Source organism: Rhizobacter sp. AJA081-3, assembly GCF_017795745.1.
GTDB lineage: Bacteria > Pseudomonadota > Gammaproteobacteria > Burkholderiales > Burkholderiaceae_C > Piscinibacter.
On record NZ_CP059067.1, the window covers coordinates 1,919,638 to 1,940,967 of the forward strand.

Annotated in this window: 17 protein-coding genes; 12 read left to right on the plus strand and 5 right to left on the minus strand. The window is 67.5% G+C overall.

Annotated features, from left to right (window positions below; all coding sequences use genetic code 11):
- Positions 1-37: 37 nt before the first annotated feature.
- Positions 38-1,027 (plus strand): cation diffusion facilitator family transporter, encoded by a 990-nt coding sequence (locus HZ992_RS09170; protein WP_209387101.1) that lies wholly within the window; start codon positions 38-40, stop codon positions 1,025-1,027.
- On the opposite strand, the gene HZ992_RS09175 is transcribed toward HZ992_RS09170, so the two are convergent.
- Genes HZ992_RS09175 through HZ992_RS09185 form a run of 3 tightly spaced genes read right to left on the minus strand, consistent with a single transcriptional unit; the run spans position 1,028 to position 4,366 of the window.
- Positions 1,028-3,412, minus strand: coding sequence for a catalase (locus tag HZ992_RS09175; protein WP_209386353.1), 2,385 nt, complete (start codon positions 3,410-3,412; stop codon positions 1,028-1,030).
- On the minus strand, positions 3,409-3,936 hold the full coding sequence (locus tag HZ992_RS09180) for a pyridoxamine 5'-phosphate oxidase family protein (protein ID WP_209386354.1): 528 nt from the start codon (positions 3,934-3,936) through the stop codon (positions 3,409-3,411). Before HZ992_RS09180 ends, HZ992_RS09175 begins: the two co-directional genes overlap by 4 nt.
- 43 nt (positions 3,937-3,979) lie before the next feature.
- The gene (locus tag HZ992_RS09185; protein WP_209386355.1) at positions 3,980-4,366 is read right to left on the minus strand and encodes a hypothetical protein; all 387 of its coding nucleotides are present in this window, start codon (positions 4,364-4,366) and stop codon (positions 3,980-3,982) included.
- Positions 4,367-4,620: 254 nt separating this feature from the next.
- On the opposite strand from HZ992_RS09185, the gene HZ992_RS09190 reads away from it, so the two are divergent.
- The 5 genes from HZ992_RS09190 to HZ992_RS09210 all read left to right on the plus strand — a co-directional run bounded on the left by HZ992_RS09190 (position 4,621) and on the right by HZ992_RS09210 (position 8,164).
- Positions 4,621-5,031 (plus strand): CopG family transcriptional regulator, encoded by a 411-nt coding sequence (locus tag HZ992_RS09190; protein ID WP_209386356.1) that lies wholly within the window; start codon positions 4,621-4,623, stop codon positions 5,029-5,031.
- 28 nt (positions 5,032-5,059) lie between these two features.
- Complete coding sequence (locus HZ992_RS09195; RefSeq protein ID WP_209386357.1) at positions 5,060-6,214, plus strand: extracellular catalytic domain type 1 short-chain-length polyhydroxyalkanoate depolymerase; 1,155 nt, start codon at positions 5,060-5,062, stop codon at positions 6,212-6,214.
- 25 nt (positions 6,215-6,239) lie between these two features.
- Entirely contained in the window at positions 6,240-7,022 is a 783-nt protein-coding gene (locus HZ992_RS09200) for a Crp/Fnr family transcriptional regulator (protein ID WP_245213406.1), read from the plus strand.
- 202 nt (positions 7,023-7,224) lie between these two features.
- Positions 7,225-7,725, plus strand: coding sequence for a GAF domain-containing protein (locus HZ992_RS09205; protein ID WP_209386358.1), 501 nt, complete (start codon positions 7,225-7,227; stop codon positions 7,723-7,725).
- 187 nt (positions 7,726-7,912) lie between these two features.
- Positions 7,913-8,164 carry a hypothetical protein gene (locus tag HZ992_RS09210; protein ID WP_209386359.1) on the plus strand — a complete coding sequence of 84 codons (252 nt, stop codon included), beginning with the start codon at positions 7,913-7,915 and terminating at the stop codon, positions 8,162-8,164.
- A gap of 18 nt (positions 8,165-8,182) precedes the next feature.
- Here HZ992_RS09210 and HZ992_RS09215 read toward each other — a convergent pair whose 3' ends face one another.
- Positions 8,183-9,601: a coniferyl aldehyde dehydrogenase gene (locus tag HZ992_RS09215; protein WP_209386360.1), complete on the minus strand. Its 1,419-nt coding sequence runs from the start codon at positions 9,599-9,601 to the stop codon at positions 8,183-8,185.
- Between the two features lie 74 nt (positions 9,602-9,675).
- Here HZ992_RS09215 and tadA point away from each other — a divergent pair, with 74 nt between their 5' ends.
- The 6 genes from tadA (at position 9,676) to HZ992_RS09240 (ending at position 17,960) form a co-directional block, all read left to right on the plus strand.
- The gene (gene tadA / locus HZ992_RS09220) at positions 9,676-10,281 is read left to right on the plus strand and encodes a tRNA adenosine(34) deaminase TadA (RefSeq protein ID WP_209386361.1); all 606 of its coding nucleotides are present in this window, start codon (positions 9,676-9,678) and stop codon (positions 10,279-10,281) included.
- The gene (locus HZ992_RS09225; RefSeq protein ID WP_209386362.1) at positions 10,281-11,198 is read left to right on the plus strand and encodes an LD-carboxypeptidase; all 918 of its coding nucleotides are present in this window, start codon (positions 10,281-10,283) and stop codon (positions 11,196-11,198) included. Before tadA ends, HZ992_RS09225 begins: the two co-directional genes overlap by 1 nt.
- A 217-nt stretch (positions 11,199-11,415) precedes the next feature.
- Positions 11,416-13,665, plus strand: a complete 2,250-nt coding sequence (locus HZ992_RS09230) for an ABC transporter substrate-binding protein (protein ID WP_209386363.1) — start codon at positions 11,416-11,418, stop codon at positions 13,663-13,665.
- 2 nt (positions 13,666-13,667) lie between these two features.
- A complete protein-coding gene (locus HZ992_RS09235; protein WP_209386364.1) occupies positions 13,668-14,651 on the plus strand; it encodes an ABC transporter permease in 984 nt (327 codons plus the stop codon).
- 16 nt (positions 14,652-14,667) lie between these two features.
- Positions 14,668-16,107 carry an ABC transporter permease gene (locus HZ992_RS25705; RefSeq protein WP_245213407.1) on the plus strand — a complete coding sequence of 480 codons (1,440 nt, stop codon included), beginning with the start codon at positions 14,668-14,670 and terminating at the stop codon, positions 16,105-16,107.
- Between the two features lie 11 nt (positions 16,108-16,118).
- A complete protein-coding gene (locus HZ992_RS09240; protein WP_245213408.1) occupies positions 16,119-17,960 on the plus strand; it encodes an ABC transporter ATP-binding protein in 1,842 nt (613 codons plus the stop codon).
- A gap of 75 nt (positions 17,961-18,035) precedes the next feature.
- Here the strand turns inward: HZ992_RS09240 and HZ992_RS09245 are convergent, their stop codons facing one another.
- A complete protein-coding gene (locus HZ992_RS09245; protein WP_209386366.1) occupies positions 18,036-21,305 on the minus strand; it encodes a S8 family peptidase in 3,270 nt (1,089 codons plus the stop codon).
- Between the last annotated feature and the right edge of the window lie 25 nt (positions 21,306-21,330).

Here is a 21,330-nt window from a genome sequence, read left to right on the forward strand (position 1 = left end):
GGGTGCCCTCCGGGGGCGTCATGACCACGCAGGCGCCATGAGGACCGCGAATCTCGCGATCTATGGCGCCATCGCGGCCAACGTCGCCATCGCGACCACGAAGCTCGCGGTGGCGGGCATCACCGGCAGTTCGGCCATGCTCTCGGAAGGCATCCATTCGTCGGTCGACACCTTCAACGGCGTCCTTCTGCTGGTGGGCATCCGTCTCAGCCAGCGCCCCGCCACGCCCGAGCACCCCTTTGGCCATGGCAAGGAGTTGTACTTCTGGAGCCTGATCGTCGCCGTGCTGATCTTCGGACTGGGCGGCGGTGTCTCGTTCTACGAAGGCGTACAGCACATCCGGAATCCGCAGCCCCTGCACGATCCGACATGGAACTTCGTCGTGCTGGGGGTGGCCGCCGTGTTCGAGAGCATCAGCTTCGCCATCGCGCTGCGGCAGTTCCTGCGCCAAGCCGGCAGCGACCCGTTCTGGCAGGCCATCCACCGCAGCAAGGATCCGACCACCTATACCGTGCTGGCCGAGGATTCCGCCGCGCTTGCCGGCCTGGCCATCGCTGCGCTCGGCATCGGGCTCAGCCACCACTACGACCTGCCGGTGCTCGACGGGGTGGCGTCTCTCCTCATCGGCGTGCTGTTGGCGGTGGTGGCCGCCTTCCTGACCTGGCAGTCCCGCGACCTGCTCATCGGCGAAGGCATCCGGCCGGAAACGGCACGCGCCTTGCGCAGCATGGCCCTGACGGTGCCCCGCGTGCGCGATGTCGGGCGCATCTTGTCGATGTACCTCGGGCCCGACGATGCGCTGGTGACGATGGACCTCGATTTCGACGAAGGGACCGAGGCCGCCGATGCGGCGCTGGCGGTTGCCGACCTGGAGGTGCAGGTGCGACTACGGTTCCCGATGATCAAGCGGCTGTTCATCGAATCCGGCTCCGGGCCGCCACTGCAGCGTTGGTCCAGACCGGATGCGATTCGCCCGCCCGCCGAGCGGACCACCCCACCTGAGCAGCTTGCGCGCCCGCCCACCTGATCAGCCGGACCGGTCCCTCATTACCGGGCCGCCGATCTCTCGTTCGGGATGCCGGTGTTTGCCCAGCGCGGTGATGAAGTCCGCCACGGCGCGTTCCGATTTCGCGGCGGCGCCCACGAGGATGCCCGGATCCAGATCACCGTTCGCGAGCGTCCCAGGCACGCCGGCCCGCTCGAGCAGTGCGTTCGAGGCACCGATGGCGAGGATGGTCTTGCCATGCCGGTACTGATTGGAGATGAAGTCCATCACCTCGACGTGATGGCCAAGGGCTTTCACGCCGGCGGCTCCGTCCGGCAGGACGAGTCCGTCGAACAGCACGGCCGGCGAGTTCTCCAGCGTGCCCGTGGCATCGAACGGCTCCCGATTCGTCGGTTTCACCGGTCCGAGGCGAGGCGCGATCAGGTGCACGGTGGCGCCGGCGGCCTGCAGCGCCGCACGGGCTGCGGCGATCGACTTGCCCTCCACGCCATCGGCCACCAGGATGGCCACGCTGCGCGAGCGAATGCCCCCGTCGCCCGGCAAACCCGTAAGCGACAGTGCCGCCGATGTGGTGACCTCGGGCTCAACGGGCTGCTCGAGAGCCTTCGGCATCGCAGCGGGGACGGCGATGCCGAGCCCCGCGGCGACGGTCGCGGCGAGTTCGGCCGACACGTTGACCAGCGACGACAGCATGCGTTCGCGGATCGCCGGCACCGTGAGCTTGCTCAGCTCGAAGCGGAATCCGCCAGCGATGTGCGCCTTCTCGACCGCGGTCTGGCTTTCGTAGAACAGCGAGGCCTGGGTGTAGTGGTCGGCAAACTTCTCGGGCTTGCCCCGCAGCTTGTCGCCATCGGCTGCTTGCGGGAACGAGACGAAACCCGCCGCGCCGGCCTGGAAAGGGCAGCCGCCGCCCAGCGAGTTGGGCTCGTACGCGACACGGCCACGTGGAATGGCCTGCCGGTGCAGCCCGTCGCGCTGGTTGTTGTGCACCGGTGCCAGCGGCGCGTTGATCGGAATCTCGTGAAAGTTGGCGCCGCCCAAACGCGTGATCTGGGTGTCGAGGTAGGAGTGGATGCGACCGGCGAGCAAGGGGTCGTTGCTGAAGTCGATGCCAGGGACGACGTGCGCGGTACAGAACGCGACCTGCTCGGTCTCGGCAAAGAAGTTGTCCGGGTTGCGGTTCAGCACCATGCGGCCCACCGGCGTCACCGGCACCAGTTCTTCGGGGATCAGCTTGGTGGCGTCGAGCACGTCGAAGCTGAAGCCCTCGGCCTGCGTCTCGGTGAAGATCTGCAGCCCCAGTTCCCACTCCGGGTACTCGCCGGACTCGATGGCCTCCCACAGATCGCGGCGATGGAAGTCCGAGTCAGCGCCGGAGATCTTGACGGCCTCGTCCCACACCAGCGAATGCGTACCGAGCTTCGGCTTCCAATGGAACTTGACGAAGTGCGACTCGCCTTTGGCGTTGACCAGGCGGTAGGTGTGCACGCCGAAGCCCTGCATCATGCGCAGGCTGCGCGGGATGCCGCGGTCCGACATCACCCACATCAGGGTGTGTGTGGACTCGGGCATCAACGAGGCGAAATCCCAGAAGGTGTCGTGTGCCGATGCGGCCTGAGGCATGCCGTGGTGCGGCTCCGGCTTCACCGCGTGCACGAGGTCGGGGAACTTCATCGCATCCTGGATGAAGAACACCGGGATGTTGTTGCCCACCAGGTCCCAGTTGCCTTCGTCGGTGTAGAACTTGACGGCGAAGCCGCGGATGTCGCGCGCGGTGTCGGTCGAGCCGCGTTCGCCGGCGACCGTCGAGAAGCGTGTGAACACCGGCGTGATCTTGCCGGCGGCCTGGAACGGCGCGGCGCGCGTGAACGCCGTCATCGGCTCGTACGCCTCGAAGAACCCGTGGGCTGCGGAGCCTCGCGCATGCACGATGCGCTCGGGGATGCGCTCGTGGTCGAAGTGCGTGATCTTCTCGCGCAGGATGAAGTCTTCGAGCAGGGTCGGGCCGCGCAGCCCGGCCTTCAGCGAGTTCTGGTTGTCGCCGATCGCCACGCCCTGGTTCGTGGTCATCACCTGCGATGCCGCATCCGATCGCGCGGTGGCCAGCGATCCGGAGGATGCAGCGCGCCCGGCCGACGGTGGGCCATCGCCGGTCTTGTCCGAACCATTGGTCTCGCTCAGCGTGCTGGCCGAGGCCGCCGGTGACTCGATCGAGGGGGTGGTGCCGCGCGGCGGCGAGATGGCATTGTCCCGCCCCAGCTCGAGGGGCTTGTTGGCGTTGAATGGCATCGCGGCCGCCAACGCCTGCGCTTGCGCTTGCGCCTGTTGCGCTGCGACCAAGGGCAGGGGATCGTGAGTCGTCGTCGCCGCCGCGACGGGCCGGGCCGACTTGCTCGGCTTCTTCATGAACGGGCTCCTGCCTGGGCTGCAGCGTCCGACAACCCGGTGTGCGAACCATGCTCACCCATCGCGACGGGCTTGCCTGCCACCATGGACGCGATCACACCGAAGGCGCGGACCATCTTGCTGTTCGGCGCATCCCAGTAGTCGGCGGCGTCCGGGATGAACTTCAGCAGGCCCAGGTTCGGCGAGTCCGGGCCATCCGGGAACCAGGGCTTGGCGAACGCCGTCCACAGCCGCTCGATGTGTTCGCGGTCGGTATCGATCTCGCCCCGGCCTGAAAGCGAGACGTAGGTTCCGTGGTCCGGGTCGATGAAGCTGAGGTTCACGACCCGCAAGTGCTCGAGCTTGGACGACCGCAGGTCGGTGAAGAACCAGAGGGCGCCGCTGCTGTCCATCTCGAGCACTGCCATCGGCCGGCTGGCCAACGCGCCGTCGGCTTCGACCGTGGCGAGCATGGCGATCGGAATGTCGTCGATCAGTTCGGCGACATGGGCGAGGCTGGCGTGGGCTTGGGTTGCTGTCTTCATCGGTGATCCTGGTGTGGTGTGGGTGAGGCGCCGAGCGCTGCGCTCAAGTCCCGCTCGCTCGCCGGGCTGGCGGGAGCGGCGCGGAATGGTCGTTGTTCTGTCCGGGCAGGGGCATCGCGCCGGACTCCTGGGCGCGCGTCATGGCGCCGTTGGAGCGCCCGGCAGCCGGATCGGCCTTGGCTGCGTCGCCGGGTTTCAGGACAGACGCTGCATCGGGCACGGAAGTGTTGGAGCCGACGGCGGTGGCCGGCGCGGACCCGGCCTGCGGCGGCGTCGCCATGGGAGCCGAGCTTTCGACCGGCGCCTTGCTGCAGGCGCCCAGTGCCAACGCCAGCACGACGATGGCGAGCCCAGGCAGTGCAGGGGCGGCAGGTCTCGGCCCGCCTGTGGCAGACGGTTGCTGGACAAGGGCTGAAGCGGATGGGTTCATGGTGTTTGTTCCTTCAACAAGGCTCTTGAATCCTCGTTCTGAAACCGCCATCGATCGAGCGCTCGGCATGCCGACAGTTCGTAGGACGGAGGCGCGACAGAAGACCGGCTCTCGGGCAAATCAGCGCGCCGGCGAGCACGCTCGCGAGTTCCTTCGGCAAAGTGGGATTGCGACCCGCGTGGCCTCAATGCGCCGGGATGTGTTCCAATCAGAATCCAATTGGAATCCAAATGGATGGTAGAGAGGGCGGCAAGATGGCGAACGAACTCAGGCAGCGGACAGGCGAGACGGAGAAGATGACGGTGAACGTCGGCGTGGTCGATCTGGGCCATGTCGACCTCCTGGTGCAGGAGGGCTTCTATTCGAACCGCTCCGACATGGTTCGAACGGCACTTCGAAACCAGTTGGCGCTGCATGCCGACACGGTGCGGCAGACCGTCGCACGCCGAACCCTCACGGTCGGCCTGCAGCACTTCGGCCGTGCGCAACTCGAGGCGGTGGTGGCTTCGGGCCAGAGGCTGCAAGTGCAGGTCGTTGGTCTCGCTCGCATTGCCGACGACGTGACGCCCGAACTGGCCCGCGCCGCCATCGAATCCGTGACCGTTCTCGGCGCGTTCCAGGCCAGCCCTGCGGTGCGGCGCGCACTCGCGGATCGCATCCATTGATCAGCAATCCAGCAACTGAAGGAACATCATGAAGTACCCGTTCTACGCCCGAGCACCGGCCTTCGACGCCGATGCGATCCACGCGACGATCCAGCGGGCGCTCGCGTCGGCGGGACTCGATACCGCAACCGGCCCGATGAGCGACGTGACCGAGACGATCCGGCGCGCGTTGGCGGTGGGGCGAGTTGCCGAGGCTGCACCGAGCTTCGGCAGCGAATCGGTCATCGATGTCGCAGCACGCGTCGTGCCTACCGGCAAGGCGGGGCAGCGTGGCGGAAGCTTCGAATCGCATCAATTCAGCAATGAGGCCGGAACGCGTGCCTACAAGGTTTATGTGCCCGAGCTGCAGCCTGACGCACCGCGCGCCGTGATCGTGATGCTGCATGGCTGTACCCAGTCGGCGGACGATTTCGCGGCGGGCACGCTCATGAACCGGCTTGCGGACGAACACGGCTTCCTGGTGGTGTACCCCGAGCAGGACGCCCACGCGAACGCGTCGAAGTGCTGGAACTGGTTCAAGCCGCAGGACCAGCTGCGCGGCGCCGGTGAGCCTTCGTTGATCGCCGGGATCGCTGGCGAGGTCGCGGGCAGCCATGGAGCCGACCCGCGCCGCATCTTCGTTGCCGGGCTTTCGGCTGGTGCGGCGATGGCCGTGGTGCTGGGCGAGACCTATCCGGAGGTGTTCGCCGGTGTCGGCGCCCATTCCGGATTGCCATATGGCAGCGCGCACGACATCCCTTCAGCCCTGCTCGCCATGAAAGGGGGGCGCAGCGGCATGCCGGGCATGAAGGGCGCACCGGGCCGGGCCAGTGGCCTGCGCAGAAGGGCCACGCGACCGGTGCCTGTCATCGTGTTCCATGGCGACCGGGACCACACCGTGCAGCACGCGAACGGCGCGCAGATCGTGCTGCAGGCCCAGGAGGCCCACGACGCGGAAGCGGGCGGCTCCGCGCTGCGTGTCAGCACACAGGCAGGCATCGCCGCGGGCGGCCGGCGCTTCAGCCGAGCCATCCACGCCGATGCGCAGGGGCAGGTCCGGATCGAGAGCTGGACGCTGCATGGTGCCGGGCACGCCTGGTCGGGCGGTCATGAGAGCGGCACGTTCACCGATCGCTGCGGCCCGGATGCTTCATCGGAAATGGTTCGGTTCTTCATGGCGATCCCGCGGGCAGGTTCCGCTTGAGGCCTGGCTGCGCGACACTGCGGGCATGACCCCTCCCGAGCAAGCGCCGCCCCAGGAACTGCCCGCGACCCAGGCCGAGACGGCGTGCCGCGACTGCCCCTTGCGGCCGCTGAAGCTGTTCCACGAGCCGACGGGCGAGGAACTGGAACTCGTGCAATCGCTCAAGCGACGCGAGCTGCGACTGGGCGCTGGCGAATCCTTGATCCACGAAGGCCAGACCGACGCACCGCTGTTCACGCTGCTGCACGGCTGGGCGTTCCGCTACAAGACGCTGAGCGACGGACGTCGGCAGATCCTCAGTTTTCTGCTGCCCGGTGACTTCATCGGCGTGCAGCAGAAGATGGGCGATGCTGCCGCGCACGGGGTCGAGACGCTGACCGGCGCGCTCTTCTGCGTGTTCCAGCGCGACGCGCTCTGGGAGTTGCACCGGCGCAGCCCGATGATGGGCTTCAATGTCACCTGGCTCACGGCGCACGAGGAGTCGATGGTCGACGACACGCTGCTGTCGGTGGGGCGTCGCAGCGCGGAAGAGCGCATCGCATCGATGCTCATCCTGCTGTTCAAGCGTGCGGGCGCGTTGCAGGCGGACGCGGGTGCCGACGGGGTCGACTTTCCATTGACGCAACAGCACATCGCCGACGGACTGGGGCTGTCATTGGTGCACACCAACAAGACCTTGCGCAAGCTCGAGCGGCGAGGCCTGCACCGCATCGCCGACGGCCGGCTCCACCTGCGCGACGTGAAGGCGATGGCCCGGTTGGCGGACCTCTACGGCGACGGCCGCCCGCCGCAGCGCCCGCTGGTCTGATCGCCGCGGCAAGGCGCGCCTCCTGATGGGCGCGACTGTGTCTTTCGACATGGTTGTTCGGCTCGCAGGACTCTAGATTGCGCCTTTTCCCGGGAATCATCATGCAGGACGAGCATCGAACTCCTCTCCGAGCGCAGCCAAAGCGGCAAGATCGCGATGCTTTCGCTCGCGGCAGCTGGCCAGATCCTTCTCGTCGCAGAGCATGAGGCTCGACACCTCACGGCTGGCCGAGCTGCGCCGGGCCCTGATTCTCGATTCAGGCGCGGAGCGCGCGTACGACGACATCACGCGTTTGCTTTCCACCTCCCTGGCCGTTCCAATCACGATGGTGAATCTGCTCGATGCCGAACGCGACTGGTTCAAGTCGTGCATCGGCATCCAGCAGACGCATTCGCCCGCGGTGACTTCGTTCTGTGAGGCCTTCTTCCACGCGTCAGACGACCTGATCGTCGTGGAGGACACCTTGCTCGACCCGCGGTTCGCGCTCAACCCCAGGGTGTCGGGGCGACCGTTCATTCGCTTCTATGCCGCGGCGCGGCTGAGCGTTCGCGGCGAAACGGTGGGGACGCTCTGCGCCTACGACGTTCGCCCCAGGCAACTGTCAGCTGACCAGATGGACCATCTGCGAACACTGGCCAGCGCTGCGGTCGACCTGATCGGCCAACGCAGCGACACCCTCCAGGACCCCCCTGCAAGCGCGTGAGCCTCTGGCACACGGGTGACCTGCTTGATGAGGAAAGCGCGTGGGGGGCCTGCATCCGTCGCGGCGGGGAAACCTCCTCCATCACAAGGGTGAGGATCCCCGCACTCGTCGCCTGTGTTCGTTTGCGAACATACAGGATCGGTACCAGGATCGATGCTCTGCGCTCCTCACCTACCAGGGGCAAGCCATGACCGAGCTTCGCGTGTTCGACGTCAGTTCGTCGGGGCGCCGTGTGGCGCTGCACGAGCGCCGGAACGTCTATCACGTCGCCCTCACGCCGCTTGACCGCATCTCCGTTCACCACCGCGTACGAGGCGATTCCGTGAACGTAGGGCCATGCACCATGTACGACATGGATGCACAACGGCCGGTGGCGCTTCTGTTCGAGCAGACCGGCTGTACCCTGTGGGAGGCCCTCGATCTCCTGGAGGACAACTGAGCCACGCCGGGCTGCCGCCTAGTAGCGCTTCATCAGCGCGAGCAGGCGCCGCATCAGCGGCCGGTAGGGCGGCAGGAACAGCGCCATGCCGTTCAGCCGCGACTGGCGGAACACCGGTTTGAGCTTGCTGAAGGTGTCGAATCCCCACTGCCCGTGGTAGTGGCCCATGCCCGAGGCACCGACGCCACCGAAGGGCAGGCTTTCCTGGGTGATGTGCAGCAGCGTGTCGTTGACCGTCACGCCGCCCGCGGGCAGCCGATGCAGGGCCTCGTCCACGCGGCCAGTGTCTTGGTCGAACCAGTACAGCGCCAGCGGGTGAGGGCGGGCATTGACGAAGGAGATCGCGTCTTCCAGCCGGTCGTAGGGCACCAGCGGCAGCAGCGGGCCGAAGATCTCGTCGCGCATCGCGCCACAGTCGGCGGGCGGGTCGATCAGCAGCGTGGGCGCCAGGCGATGGCGTTCGTCGTCGCGCGAAGCACCCTCGAACAGGCACTCGGTGCGAGCGCCGCGACTCGCAGCCTCATCCAGTTCCCTCACCAGACGGCGGTAGTGGCGATCATTGACGACGCTGCAGAAGTTGGCGTCGGCCAGGCCTGCTGGGTAGCCGCGCCGCGCTTCCTGGCGGGCCGCCTCGACGAAGGCGGCGAGCTGATCGCGGGGCAGCAGCACGTAGTCGGGGGCGATGCAGGTCTGGCCCGCATTCAGCAGCTTGCCGGCGAGGATGCGCTGCACCGCATGCGCCAGCGGGTAGCCGGGGGTGATCACGGCGGGTGACTTGCCGCCCAATTCCAGCGTCACCGGCGTCAGGTTGGCGGCAGCCGCCGCCATCACCTTGCGCCCGACGGCCGTGGATCCGGTGAACAGCAGGTGGTCGAACGGCAAGGTGCTGAACTCGGCCGCGACCTCGGCACCCCCCGTGACGATGCAAACCTCTTCGAGCGGAAAAGCCTGCGTGCACAGTTGTTGCAGCAAGGCCGAGAAGGCCGGCGTCAGCTCCGACATCTTCACCATCACCCGGTTGCCTGCGGCCAGTGCCGCCGCCATCGGGCCAATGGCCAGGTACAGGGGATAGTTCCAGGGCACGATGATGCCGACTACGCCGAGCGGTTGCGGCAGCACCTGCGCACGCGCCGGGATGAACCATTTGCCCACGCCGGCACGGCGTGCCTTCATCCAGCCCCGGCCATGGCGCAGCGCGCCCTTGATCTCCTCGAGGCTGGGCCAGACTTCGGCCAGTTCGGTCTCGATCGCGGGTCTCCCGCCGAAGTCGGCGTCGATGGCGCGGGCGATCGACGCCTCGTTGTCCACCAACAGGCGCTGCAGCCGGCGCAGCCGCTCGGCGCGGACAGCCCAGGGCGGCCCGGGCTCCTTGGAGGCGGCGGCACGCTGGCGTTCGAAGGCCAGCAACGGGGACGAGGGCAGATCCTGGGCGTTCATGGCGGAATCCTAGGCGCTGGCGCGCGTTTCGGGCTGGAGTGTCCTCCTTATTCGCGACCCTGTTTGAGGCGAGAATGCGCGCCAAAGGAGAGCCCCGCGTGATCGACCCGAAGGACGAGCAGGCCATGCGCATCGCCATCGACCAGGCCCGCAACGCCTGGCTGGTGGGCGAGGTGCCGGTGGGCGCGGTGATCGTGCGCGAGACACCCACGGGCAGGCAGGTCGTCGCCACCGGCTACAACCGGCCGATCACCGAGCACGACCCGACGGCGCATGCCGAGATCGTGGCGCTGCGCCATGCGGCGACGCTGCTGTCCAACTACCGCCTGCCCGAGTGCGAGCTGTACGTGACGCTGGAGCCCTGCGCGATGTGCGCGATGGCGCTGATGCATGCGCGTTTCAAGCGGGTCGTCTTCGGTGCCTTCGATCCGAAGACCGGCGCAGCCGGCTCGGTGGTCGACCTGTTCGCCAACCGGCAGCTCAACCACCACACCGAGCTCGTGGCCGGCGTGCTGGCCGACGAATGCGGGCAGGTGCTGCGCGAGTTCTTCGCCGAGCGCCGCGAGCAGTACCGGCAGCGCCGCGGCGAGCGCAGCGAAGCCCCGGGCGATGCGCCCGACACCATTCCCGCCGGTGAGGCGATCGAGCTCGATCTGCCCGAACCGCCGGCCACGCTCTGATGAGCACACTCACCCTGTTCACGCCTTCGGGCGTGGTGGCCGCGGCAAAGCCCCTGCGCCTGGCGCAGCAGCGCCTGGCGAAGCTCGGTTTCGAAGTCATGCTCGACGAAGCGGCGCTGGCGCGCCACCAGCGCTTCGGCGGCGACGACGACACGCGCCTGGCCGCGCTGCACCGCGTCGCGAAGCAGTCGCCGTCGATCGCGATGGCCACGCGCGGCGGCTACGGCCTGACGCGGCTGCTCGACCGCATCGACTGGAAGGCGATCGCCACCAGCGTCGAGCGCGGCACGCGCTGGGTCGGCCACAGCGATTTCTCCGTGCTGCAACTCGGCCTGCTGGCCCATGCGCGCGGCACCACCTGGGCCGGGCCGATGGCCTGCTTCGACTTTGGCCGCGAGGCGGGCGAGCATGGCGAGAAGGCGCTGCCTGCGGTCGATGAGGTGACGCGCGACTGCTTCGTCGAGGCGATGAGCGGTGAACTCGAGGCAGTGGGTTTTCGCACCGAGGCGGGTTTCGACGGACTCGATGTCAAGGGCCTTCTCTGGGGCGGCAACCTGTGCATGGTCAGCTCGCTGCTGGGCACGCCGCACTGGCCGCGCATCAAGGGCGGCGTGCTGTTCCTCGAAGACGTCAACGAGCATCCCTACCGCATCGAGCGCAGCCTGCTGCAATTGCAGCAGGCGGGCGTGCTCGATGCGCAGAAGGCGGTGGTGCTCGGCGCCTTCACCGACTTTCGAAAGTCGCCGCTGGACCGCGGCTACTCGCTGAAGACGATGGTGGCGCAGCTGCGCAGCGTGACACGCACGCCCATCCTGACGGGCCTGCCGTTCGGGCACGTGCCGACCAAGGTGACGCTGCCTGTCGGTGCGCGCGTGCAACTGGTGGTGCAGGCACGCGACGTGCTCATCGGTTGGTGAGATGCTCTGGAGTCGGGCCTCTAAAGCATCGGCCTCCCCGCGTTCCGGGGGGCGCAGGCGGTGAAACCCTGAGGGGGGCCGCTGAGAGTGAGCTTATGATCCGCGACTGCCTTTCGGCGACCCGGCCACAAGCCGGTGTTCGTCGGGGGCAGATTCTTTTTCGGAGCCGCCGCGACAAGCCTGCGCCGCGCTCCCGAACGACGAAGGGGACGACCGCATGCACGGTCCGATGAAGCGGTGGGGCGCGCGGTTCGCGGTGGTGTTGACGCTGGTGCTGGCCGCCTGCAACAACAGCCCCTACCCCGATGGCGCCGCAGCCACCAACACCATCTTCAACTCCTTCGACGAGCGCTCGCCGCGCTACCTCGACCCGACGGCGTCGTACAGCAACCCCGAGACGCCTTACACCTACTCGGCCTACGAGCCGATGTACGCGTACCACTACCTCAAGCGGCCCTACGTGCTGATCCCGAAGACGGCCGAAGAGGTCGTCCGGCCGCACTACCTCGACAAGGCCGGCCAGCCGCTGCCCGACGACGCGCCGCCCGAGCAGATCGCCGAGAGCGTCTACGACATCAAGCTCAAGAAGGGCATCCTCTACGCACCGCACCCGGCGTTCGCGAAGAACGACAAGGGCGAGTACCTGTTCCACGCGATGAAGCCGGGCGAGGTCGGCGACAAGCGCTCACCGTGGGACTTCGCCAAGCAGGGCACGCGCGAACTGGTCGCCGAGGACTACGTCTACGCCTTCAAGCGGCACGCCACCACGCGCATCGAGGCCCCGATCTTCGCGATCTTCTCCGAGTACGTGATCGGGCTGAAGGAGTACGCCGAGCTCATCAAGGCCGAAGACGCCAAGCTGCTCAAGGGCCTGCCCGAGTCCAGTGTCGACAAGCCCTTCCTCGACTTCCGCCGCTGGCCGCTGGCCGGCGTGACGGCGCCGGACAGCCACACGGTGCGATTCCGCATCAAGGGCAAGTACCCGCAGTGGAAATACTGGCTGGCGATGACCTTCGCCTCGCCGGTGCCCTGGGAGGCCGATGCGTTCTACTCGCAGCCGGGCATGAACGCCAACGGCCTGTCGCTGGTGAAGTGGCCGGTGGGCACGGGGCCGTACATGATGACCGAGTACGTGCAGGACCGCCGGCACGTCATGAAGCGCAACCCGAACTACCGCGGCGAACCCTATCCCTGCGAGGGCGAACCCGCCGACAAGGCGGCGGGCCTGCTGGCGGACTGCGGCAAGATGATGCCGTTTGCCGACACCTTCGTCTCCACGATCATCAAGGAGAAAGTGCCGCGCAAGGAGATGTTCAAGCAGGGCTACCTCGACATCCCCGAGATCGAGCGGCCCGAATGGGGCGTCGACTTCCGCGTCGACATGGAAGACTCCGACCGCGTCAAGGCCGACTACGAGGCCAAGGGCTTCGCCTTCCCGCAGGTCACCGACATCAACAACTGGTACCTCGGTTTCAACTGGCTGGACCCGGTGGTCGGAAAGGGCGACACGCCCGAGCAGCAGTTGAAGAACCGCAAGCTGCGCCAGGCCCTGTCGATCGCGATCGACTGGGAAGAAGGCTACGGGCGCATCTTCCGCGCCAAGGGCGGCTTGGCCGCGCACGGCCCGGTGCCGCCGGGCGTATTCGGCTCGCGCGAGGGCACGCCCGAGGGCTTCAACGCCGTCACGCACAAACTCGTCAACGGGCAGCCAGTGCGCCGCTCGATCGACGACGCCAAGCGCCTGCTCGCCGAGGCCGGTTACCCGAACGGCCGCGAATCGAAGACCGGCAAGCCGCTGGTGCTGAACTACGACTACCAGCGCACACCCACGCCGGAGATCAAGGCCGAGCTCGACTGGATGGTCAAGCAGTTCGCCAAGCTCGGGGTGCAGCTCGAGATCCGCGCCACCGACTACAACCAGTTCCAGGACAAGATGCTCAAGGGCAAGCAGCAGATCTTCTGGTGGGGCTGGCTGGCCGACTACCCCGATGCGGAGAACTTCCTGTTTCTGCTCTACGGCCCGAACGCGAAGTTCCCGACCCAGGGCGAGAACGCCGCGAACTACAGCAACCCGGAATACGACCGCCTCTACCGCATCATGCAGACGCTGGAAGACGGCCCCGAGAAGCAGAAGACCATCGATCAGATGGTGGCCATCGTGCGCGAGGACTCGCCCTGGGCCTGGGGCTACTGGCCCTACGTGGCGCTGGCCTTCCAGCCCTGGGCGCACAACGGCAAGCCCAGCATCCTGGTGCGCGACCTGGCCAAGTACTACCGCATCGACCCGGCGATGCGCGTGGCCAAGCAGGCCGAGTGGAACCACCCCGTGCGCTGGCCGCTGGCGCTGATCGCGCTGGCGCTGTCGCTGCTGGTGTTCCTGGCCTGGCGCGGCTACCGCGTGCGGCAGCTCGCCACGGCAAAGCCGAAGAATGCCGGCACCGTGACAGCCGCCACGACGAGCCCCTGACCATGCTGAACTACCTGATCCGCCGCATCGGCTACGGGGTGCTGATCCTCATCGGCGTCAACCTGTTCACCTTCGTGCTGTTCTTCACCGTGAACACGCCCGACGACATGGCGCGCCTGAACATCGGCGGCAAGCGCGTCACGCAGGACCAGATCGAGAAGTGGAAGGCCGAGCGCGGCTACGACAAGCCGCTGTACTGGAACAAGAAGGAAGAGGGCGCCGCGAAGCTGACGAAGACCATCGTCTGGGAACGGTCCGTCTCGCTGTTCGCGCTGCAGTTCGGCCGCTCCGACGCGCGCAACGCCATCGACATCGGCTACGAGATCAAGACGCGCATGGGGGTGAGCCTGCAGCTCGCCTTGCCCTTGTTCATCCTGCAGGTGTTCGCGAGCACGGCGTTCGCGCTGCTGCTCGTGTTCTTCCGCAACTCGCGCATCGACTTCTGGGGCGTGGTGTTGTGCGTGCTGATGCTGTCGATCTCGAGCCTGTTCTACATCATCGTCGGCCAGTACATGTTCTCGCGCGTGCTGCGCCTGGTGCCGATCAACGGTTATGCGCCGGGGCTCGATGCGGTGAAGTTCCTCATCCTGCCGATCCTGCTGTCGCTGCTGGCGCGCCTGGGCGGCGAGGCGCGGCTTTACCGCGCGATGTTCCTCGAGGAAATTGGCAAGGACTACGTGCGCACCGCGCGTGCCAAGGGCCTGTCGGAGGCCGTGGTGCTGTTCCGCCACGTGCTGAAGAACGCGCTGATCCCGATCATCACCAGTGCCGGCTCGTACCTGCCCTACGTGTTCCTCGGCAGTCTGGTGTTCGAGAGCTTCTTCGGCATTCCGGGCCTGGGCGCCTTCGTGATCGAGGCGATCACCGGGCAGGACTTCGCCATCGTGCGCTCGATGGTCTTCCTCGGCGCGCTGCTGTACATCGCCAGCTACGTGATCATCGACCTGACCTACACCTGGGCCGATCCGCGCGTGCGGCTGTCCTGACGAGACCGAGAAGACCATGCCGAAGATCGTCCTGCTCTGGACCGACGTCGTGCTGTACGCGATGCTGCTCGCGCTCGCCTGGTACGGCTGGCGCATCCGCGTCAACGACAACCTGCGTGCTAACTGGTGGAAGGTGCTGCGTGACCCGGCGGCCTTCTCCTCGGCGATCGTGCTGGCGATGTTCGCCCTGGTCACGGTGGCCGACAGCGTGCACTTCCGCCGCGCGCTCGCGCCCTCGGCCGGCGCGCCGGCGGGCACGCAGACCTTCTACGCCACCTCGACCGAAAGCCTGCTCGACCTGATGCTTTCGCGCCAGGTGGCGATGCGCGAGACCGGCTACTCGGAGCCGCTGGCCTACCTCGGACTGACCAAGGAGCCGCTGGAGGTGGACGGCCAGCTCACGCGCGACTTCCCGCGCCTCAAGCATGCCGGCGCGCACCTCACCGACCCGGCGACGCAGTGGGTGGCCGACGTGACGCTGCGCGCATCCGGCGGCGCAGCCGGCGGTCTGCTGGTCGCCGCGCTGATCGCGCTGGCCACCGGCGCGCTGATGAGCCGCACGCATGGCGGCCTCGGCGCGGCATTGCGCGACATCGCGGCCGACCGATCCGACCTGCCGCTGCGCGCGGCCCTGCTGACCGTGACCGTGGTATGCCTGATCGGCGGCGCGGTGGTCGGCCTGATGGGCCACTACCACGTGTTCGGCACCGACCGCACCGGCAACGACGTGCTCTACCAGGCACTCAAGAGCGTGCGCACCGCCTTCGTGATCGGCACGCTGGCCACGGTGGCCACGCTGCCCTTCGCCGTGGTGCTGGGCGTGCTGGCGGGCTACTTCCGCGGCTGGGTCGACGAAGTCATCCAGTATGTCTACACCACGCTCAGCTCGGTGCCCAACGTGCTGCTGATCGCCGCCTGCGTGCTCATGGTGCAGGTGTTCCTGGACAAGAACCCGGACCTGTTCGAGACCGGCCTGGAGCGCTCGGACCTGAAGATCTTCCTGCTGTGCGTGATCCTCGGCCTCACCGGCTGGGCCACGCTGTGCCGGCTGGTGCGCGGCGAGACGCTCAAGCTGCGCGAGCTCGAGTTCGTGCAGGCCGCCACCGCGTTCGGCGTGAGCCACGCGCGCATCATGTCGCGCCACATAGCGCCCAACGTGATGCACCTGGTGCTCATCACCACGGTGCTGAGCTTCTCCGACCTGATCCTCTACGAAGCCGTGCTCACCTACGTCGGCGTGGGCGTCGACCCGTCGATGAACAGCTTCGGCGGCATGATCAACCTGGCGCGCAGCGAGATGAGCCGCGACCCGGTGGTCTGGTGGAGCTTCGCCGCTGCGTTCGGCTTCATGGTCACCCTGGTGCTGGCTGCCAACCTGTTTGCCGACGGCGTGCGCGACGCGTTCGACCCGCGCGCCCGCAGCTTCCGCCCGCGCTTCAAGCGCAGCATCGCCTGAGGCGCCCGCACATGCTGAAGATCGACGATCTCAAGGTGGCGCTGGACGCCGATGCGGGGCTGGTGCGCGCCATCGACGGCCTGAGCCTGGCCATCCGCCGCGGCGAAACCTTCGCGCTGGTGGGCGAGTCCGGCTGCGGCAAGAGCATGACGGCGCTGGCGCTGATGCGACTGCTGCCCGAGAACGGCGGCATCACCGACGGGCGCATCCTGCTCGAAGGCCACGACGTGCTCGGCCTGCCAGAGTCCAGCATGCGCGCGGTGCGCGGCGGGCGAATCGGCATGATCTTCCAGGAGCCGGCGACCAGCCTGAACCCGGTGATGCGCGTGGGCGACCAGATCGTCGAGGCGATCGAGAGCCACACCGAGCTGCGGGGCGAGGCGGCGCGCGCCAAGGCGATCGAGTGGATGGGCAAGGTCGGCATCCCCGAGCCCGAGCGACGCATCGACGAGTACCCGTTCCGCCTATCCGGTGGCCAGAAGCAGCGCGTGATGATCGCGATGACGCTGGCCTGCGAACCCGACTTCCTGATCGCCGACGAGCCGACCACGGCGTTGGACGTGACCATCCAGGCGCAGATCCTCGACCTGCTCAAGCAGCTCCAGAAGGAGCAGGGCATGGGCATGCTGCTCATCACGCACGACCTCGCGGTGGTGTCGGGCATGGCGCAGCAGGTGGCGCTCATGTACGCCGGGCAGATCGTCGAGGTGGCCAGCGCGGCCGACTTCTTCTCCGCGCCGCGCCACCCCTACGCACGCCTGCTGCTGCGCGCCTTGCCCGACACCAGCAAGCGCGGCGGGGCGCTCGCCGCCATCGGCGGCACGGTGCCGCCTCTGTGGCAGGAGTTCACCGGCTGCCGATTCGCACCGCGCTGCGACCGAGCGTTCGACGCGTGTCACCACACGCTGCCGGCGATGGAGCAGGCCGGAGCCACCGGCGTGCGCTGCCTGCTCTACCGCGAAGGCGCAGACGCCGCGGCGTCGCCCGTGCCTGCCGACGCGGCGGCGCGGGCCGACGTGCGCCGCATCGAAGGCAACGAGACTGCGTTGCTCGAAGTGCAGGATCTGTCGGTGCGCTTTCCCATTCGCAAGGGCTTGCTGCAGCGCACGGCAGGCGCCTTCGTTGCGGTGGACGGCGTGTCCTTCGCGATTCCTGCGGGGCGCACGCTGGCGCTGGTCGGTGAATCCGGCTGCGGCAAGACGACCACCGGCAAGGCGATCGTGCAGTTGCTGCGCCACCAGGCCGTGATCGGCGGGCAGGCCTTGTTCCAGGGGCAGGATCTCTTCACGCTGCAGGGCGAGGCGCTGCGCGAGGCACGGCGCGCTGTCCAGATCGTGTTTCAGGATCCGTTCGCCTCACTGGACCCGCGCATGCGCGTCTTCGACATCCTCGAAGAGGGCCTGATCGCGTTGCGCCCAGACATGGCCGCGGCGGCACGCCGCGAGCGGCTGCACACCCTGGTCGACCAGGTCGGGCTGCGGCGCGATGCCTTGCAGCGCTACCCCCACGAGTTCTCCGGTGGCCAGCGCCAGCGCATCGCCATCGCTCGTGCGCTGGCGGTCGAACCGCGGCTGATCGTCTGCGACGAACCGACCTCGGCGCTGGACGTGTCGGTGCAGGCGCAGATCCTGAACCTGCTGCGCGACCTGCAGCGCGAAACCGGCGTGTCGTATCTCTTCATCACGCACAACATCGGCGTGGTCGAGTACATCGCCGATCGCATCGCGGTGATGCAGAGGGGCCGCATCGAGGAGCAGGGCAGCGTCGAGCAGGTGCTCGGCTCGCCGCAGACGGCCTACACCCGCACGCTGCTGGCGGCCGTGCCGCGCATCGCCTTGCCGATGGCGGGTTGAGCCGTTCGGCGCTCGTCGCCGAAGCAACAAAAAAGGGGCCGCTTTCGCGGCCCCTTGTCATTGACGAAACGTCGATCAGCGCAGGCGGATCGCGTCTGCCTCCAGACCCGCATTGCGGCGGTACATCAGGAGCAGACCACGCTCGCTGCTGGTGGTGTCCGGCTGCGCAGTGGAGGTCACGCCAACCCAGGCCGCGCTTCTGGGCGCCACCGAGTTGAACGGATCGCCGACCACGCTGAAGCGCGTGCTGCCCGGGGTGAAGAGCATGCCTTCGATGGCATCGCTCGTGATCCCGGAGAAGTAGTTGTCGGCAGCGTAGACACTGAAGTTGATCGTCTGTCCGGGAACCACGCCGATGGCTGCCATCGGGACGGTCATGATCATGTTCCCGGAGTTCAGATCGGCATCGGCGAAGAAGAACGCCGAACCGGCCGCCGCCCCCACCTTCTGCACGAACACCAGCGTCTGCCCGGTGACCGCGAAGCCGCCGTTCTCGCCGTTGAAGACGAAGTAGTCGACCACGCCGTCGCCGTTGGTGTCGATGTCCACCTCGAAGCCCGCCGGATAGGCCGGGTGCGCCCTGCGCCCGTTGGTGTTGATCGCGAACTCGAGCACACCGCCTGTCACGCCGCTGAGTGCGTCGGACAGATAACGCACACCGACGGAGCGCAGGTCGATCACCGCCTGGTTCGAACCCGGGCCGGGGATCTCGCTGTTCGGAATCCTCGCGCTCTGGCCGGTCAGCGAGAACACGTCGTAATCCGAAACTTCGACACCCTTGTTGTCCAGGTAGAGCGTCCCGCCCGAACTGCTGCGGTCGGTCAAGGTGGACTTCGTGGCGGCCGCCTTGCGGGGCAGCACGTGCCAGGGCACGGTCACGCGCTCGGCGTCGACTTGCAGCGTCAGGTAGCCGTCGTACTCGGGCCCATTGAGCGCCGCGCCGGTACCACCCAGCGAACCGCCATTGAGCCCCCATGTCGGCAGCTTGGACGGATCGATCACCAGCTTCACGTCGATTTCCGTGCTGCCCTGGGCTCCGACATAGGCGAACGAAGGCGCGAGCACGCGCACTGCGCCGCTGGCCTCGTCGTTTGCGTAGCGGAAGGCCGACGAGACGCGGTAGGCCCGGCTGGCCTTCGAGAGGTTCTCGATGCGCAGTTTCTTCGTGACCACCAGCGTTTCCGGCACATCCACCGTGCCGAACGACAGCGAGGCCGACTTCGACTCGCGGTTGTAGGCCAGCGTGGTGAGCGTCAATGCCCGATCGACGCGCATCTCACCCGCGCCGATGCGCGTGATCGGTGCGAGTTCTCCCGGAAGCAGTGCGGGGTTGGTGTAGATCGTCGTCTCGGCGCTGTTCATCAGCATCGCCTTGATCTGCTCGGGCTTCCGGTTCGGGAAGGCCTGCAGCAGCAGGGCCGCACCGCCCGACACCATCGGCGCGGCACCGGAGGTGCCGCCGAACACCGTTTCGCCGGTGCCCGTGCCGGCTTCTGCCGACAGCGAGGCGCCAGGCGCGCCGATTTCCGGCTTGATGGCCTGGGTGCTCATCGACGGACCGCGCGACGACGTGGCCGCCATGCTGCCGATCAGCGGGATCCCGGCGGCAGGCGAGATCGTGACGTTCACCGGTGCGGCGAGGTTGGCCTTGATGCGCTGGGAGAGCGACTGTTGGATGACCAGCGAAGGCACGAAGGTGTCACCACCACCGTACGAGAACGACACGGCATCGCCACCCGCGACGAGGCCGATCAGCACCGCCGTCGCACCGTCCTTGGCCGCGCGGTCGATCTTCAGGCTGACCGAGCAGCTGCCGCGGTCGATCAGTGCGACCTTGCCTTGCGGGCTGGTCACGACCGGATCGCCAGGACATCCACGCCCGTAGAAAACCACGTCGCCGGAGACGGCGGCATTCACTGGCGCCCAGTCCATGGTCTGCGTGTTGGCATACGTGCCGGCAATCACGGCCGGCGAGTTGACCACCAGCGGGATCGCCACAGCACCCGGCACCTCGGTCTGCGCGACGCTGATCACCCCGGGGGCGATTGACGGCGAGCCGACGACGTAGGGCTTGTTGGCGCTGTTGCCGGCGGAGGTGACCACCACCACGCCAAGCCGCACCGCGTTGCTGGCGGCCTGCGTCAGGTCGTCTTCGGTCTGGCCGTATGACGAGCCGAGCGACATGTTGATGACATCGACAGCATCGCTGGTGTCGCCGTCACCGTTCGGGTCGAGCGCGAAGTCCATTCCCTGCAGCAGTGCGATGCCGCTGCACGACGTGGCGACGGCGCTGCAGACCTTGACGGCCATCAGCTTGGCGCCGGGCGCGACACCCTTGTGGGTGCCGTCGAGACTTTGGCCGGCGATGATGTCGCCCACGTGCGTGCCGTGGCCTTCGAGGTCGATCGGGTCGGGATCGCCGACCTCCGGCGAGTTCGGCCAGGATTCACCGACGAAGTCGTATCCGTCGATCACCTTGGCCGTCGGGAACAGGCCGTCGCGCGTCGTGTTCTTCGGGTCGGAAGTGGCCGTGCCGTAGGCCAGTTCGTACGCCGCGTCCGTGCCCGCACCACCGAGGTTGCGGTGCGTGTAGTCGATGCCCGAATCGAGCACCGCGACGACGACACCGGTGCCGTCGACGCCGCGCGATTGCGCGGCGGTGGCGCCCACATAGGGCACCGTGGCCGAGAGATCCAGTTCGTAGTTCATGACCGGCCGCACCTTGGCGACGCCGGCCAGTGAGGCCACCTGCGTGAGCTGCGACGCATCGATGCTCACCGCGATCGCGTTGTGCGCGGTTTGCACACGAGCCAGTTCCTTGCCGCCGAGCGCGCTCAGCTGGCCGGACAAGGTGCCCTGCGTTTCGCTGATGCGCAGCTTATGAGCGTTCACGCCAGCGCGCAGCGCCGAGGCGGACTTGATCGCCATGCGATCGGACGCGAGCGAGACGTCGGCTTCCGCCAGGGCAGCGCGCTGCGCGGCCACCGAGTTCTGCTCGAGAGACACCCACACCCTGACCTGGCCTTGAGCGCCGCGCAGTCGCGCGTCGATCCGGCTGGCGGCCGCGCCCTCGGGCGCCGCAGTCCGATAGCTGGACGCTGCCTGTTGTGCACCCGCCTGGCTACCGTCACCGGGCGCTGCGCCCGACGAATCCCCGCCGCCGCAGGCAACGAGCAGCCAAGCTGCTGCGCCCACCGCCAAGGGTGATAAGAGTCTGTTCACGTGGACCTCCGTAAGATTTTTTTCGAGGGCAGCACCCGATGAGTGCCGGTCGGAATGACGATCGACTCGCAGGCGGATTACCTGACAAAAGTCACGATCGACCCCGACTGCCCACTGGATCACGCCAGATGTCGTGCGTCAACGGGGT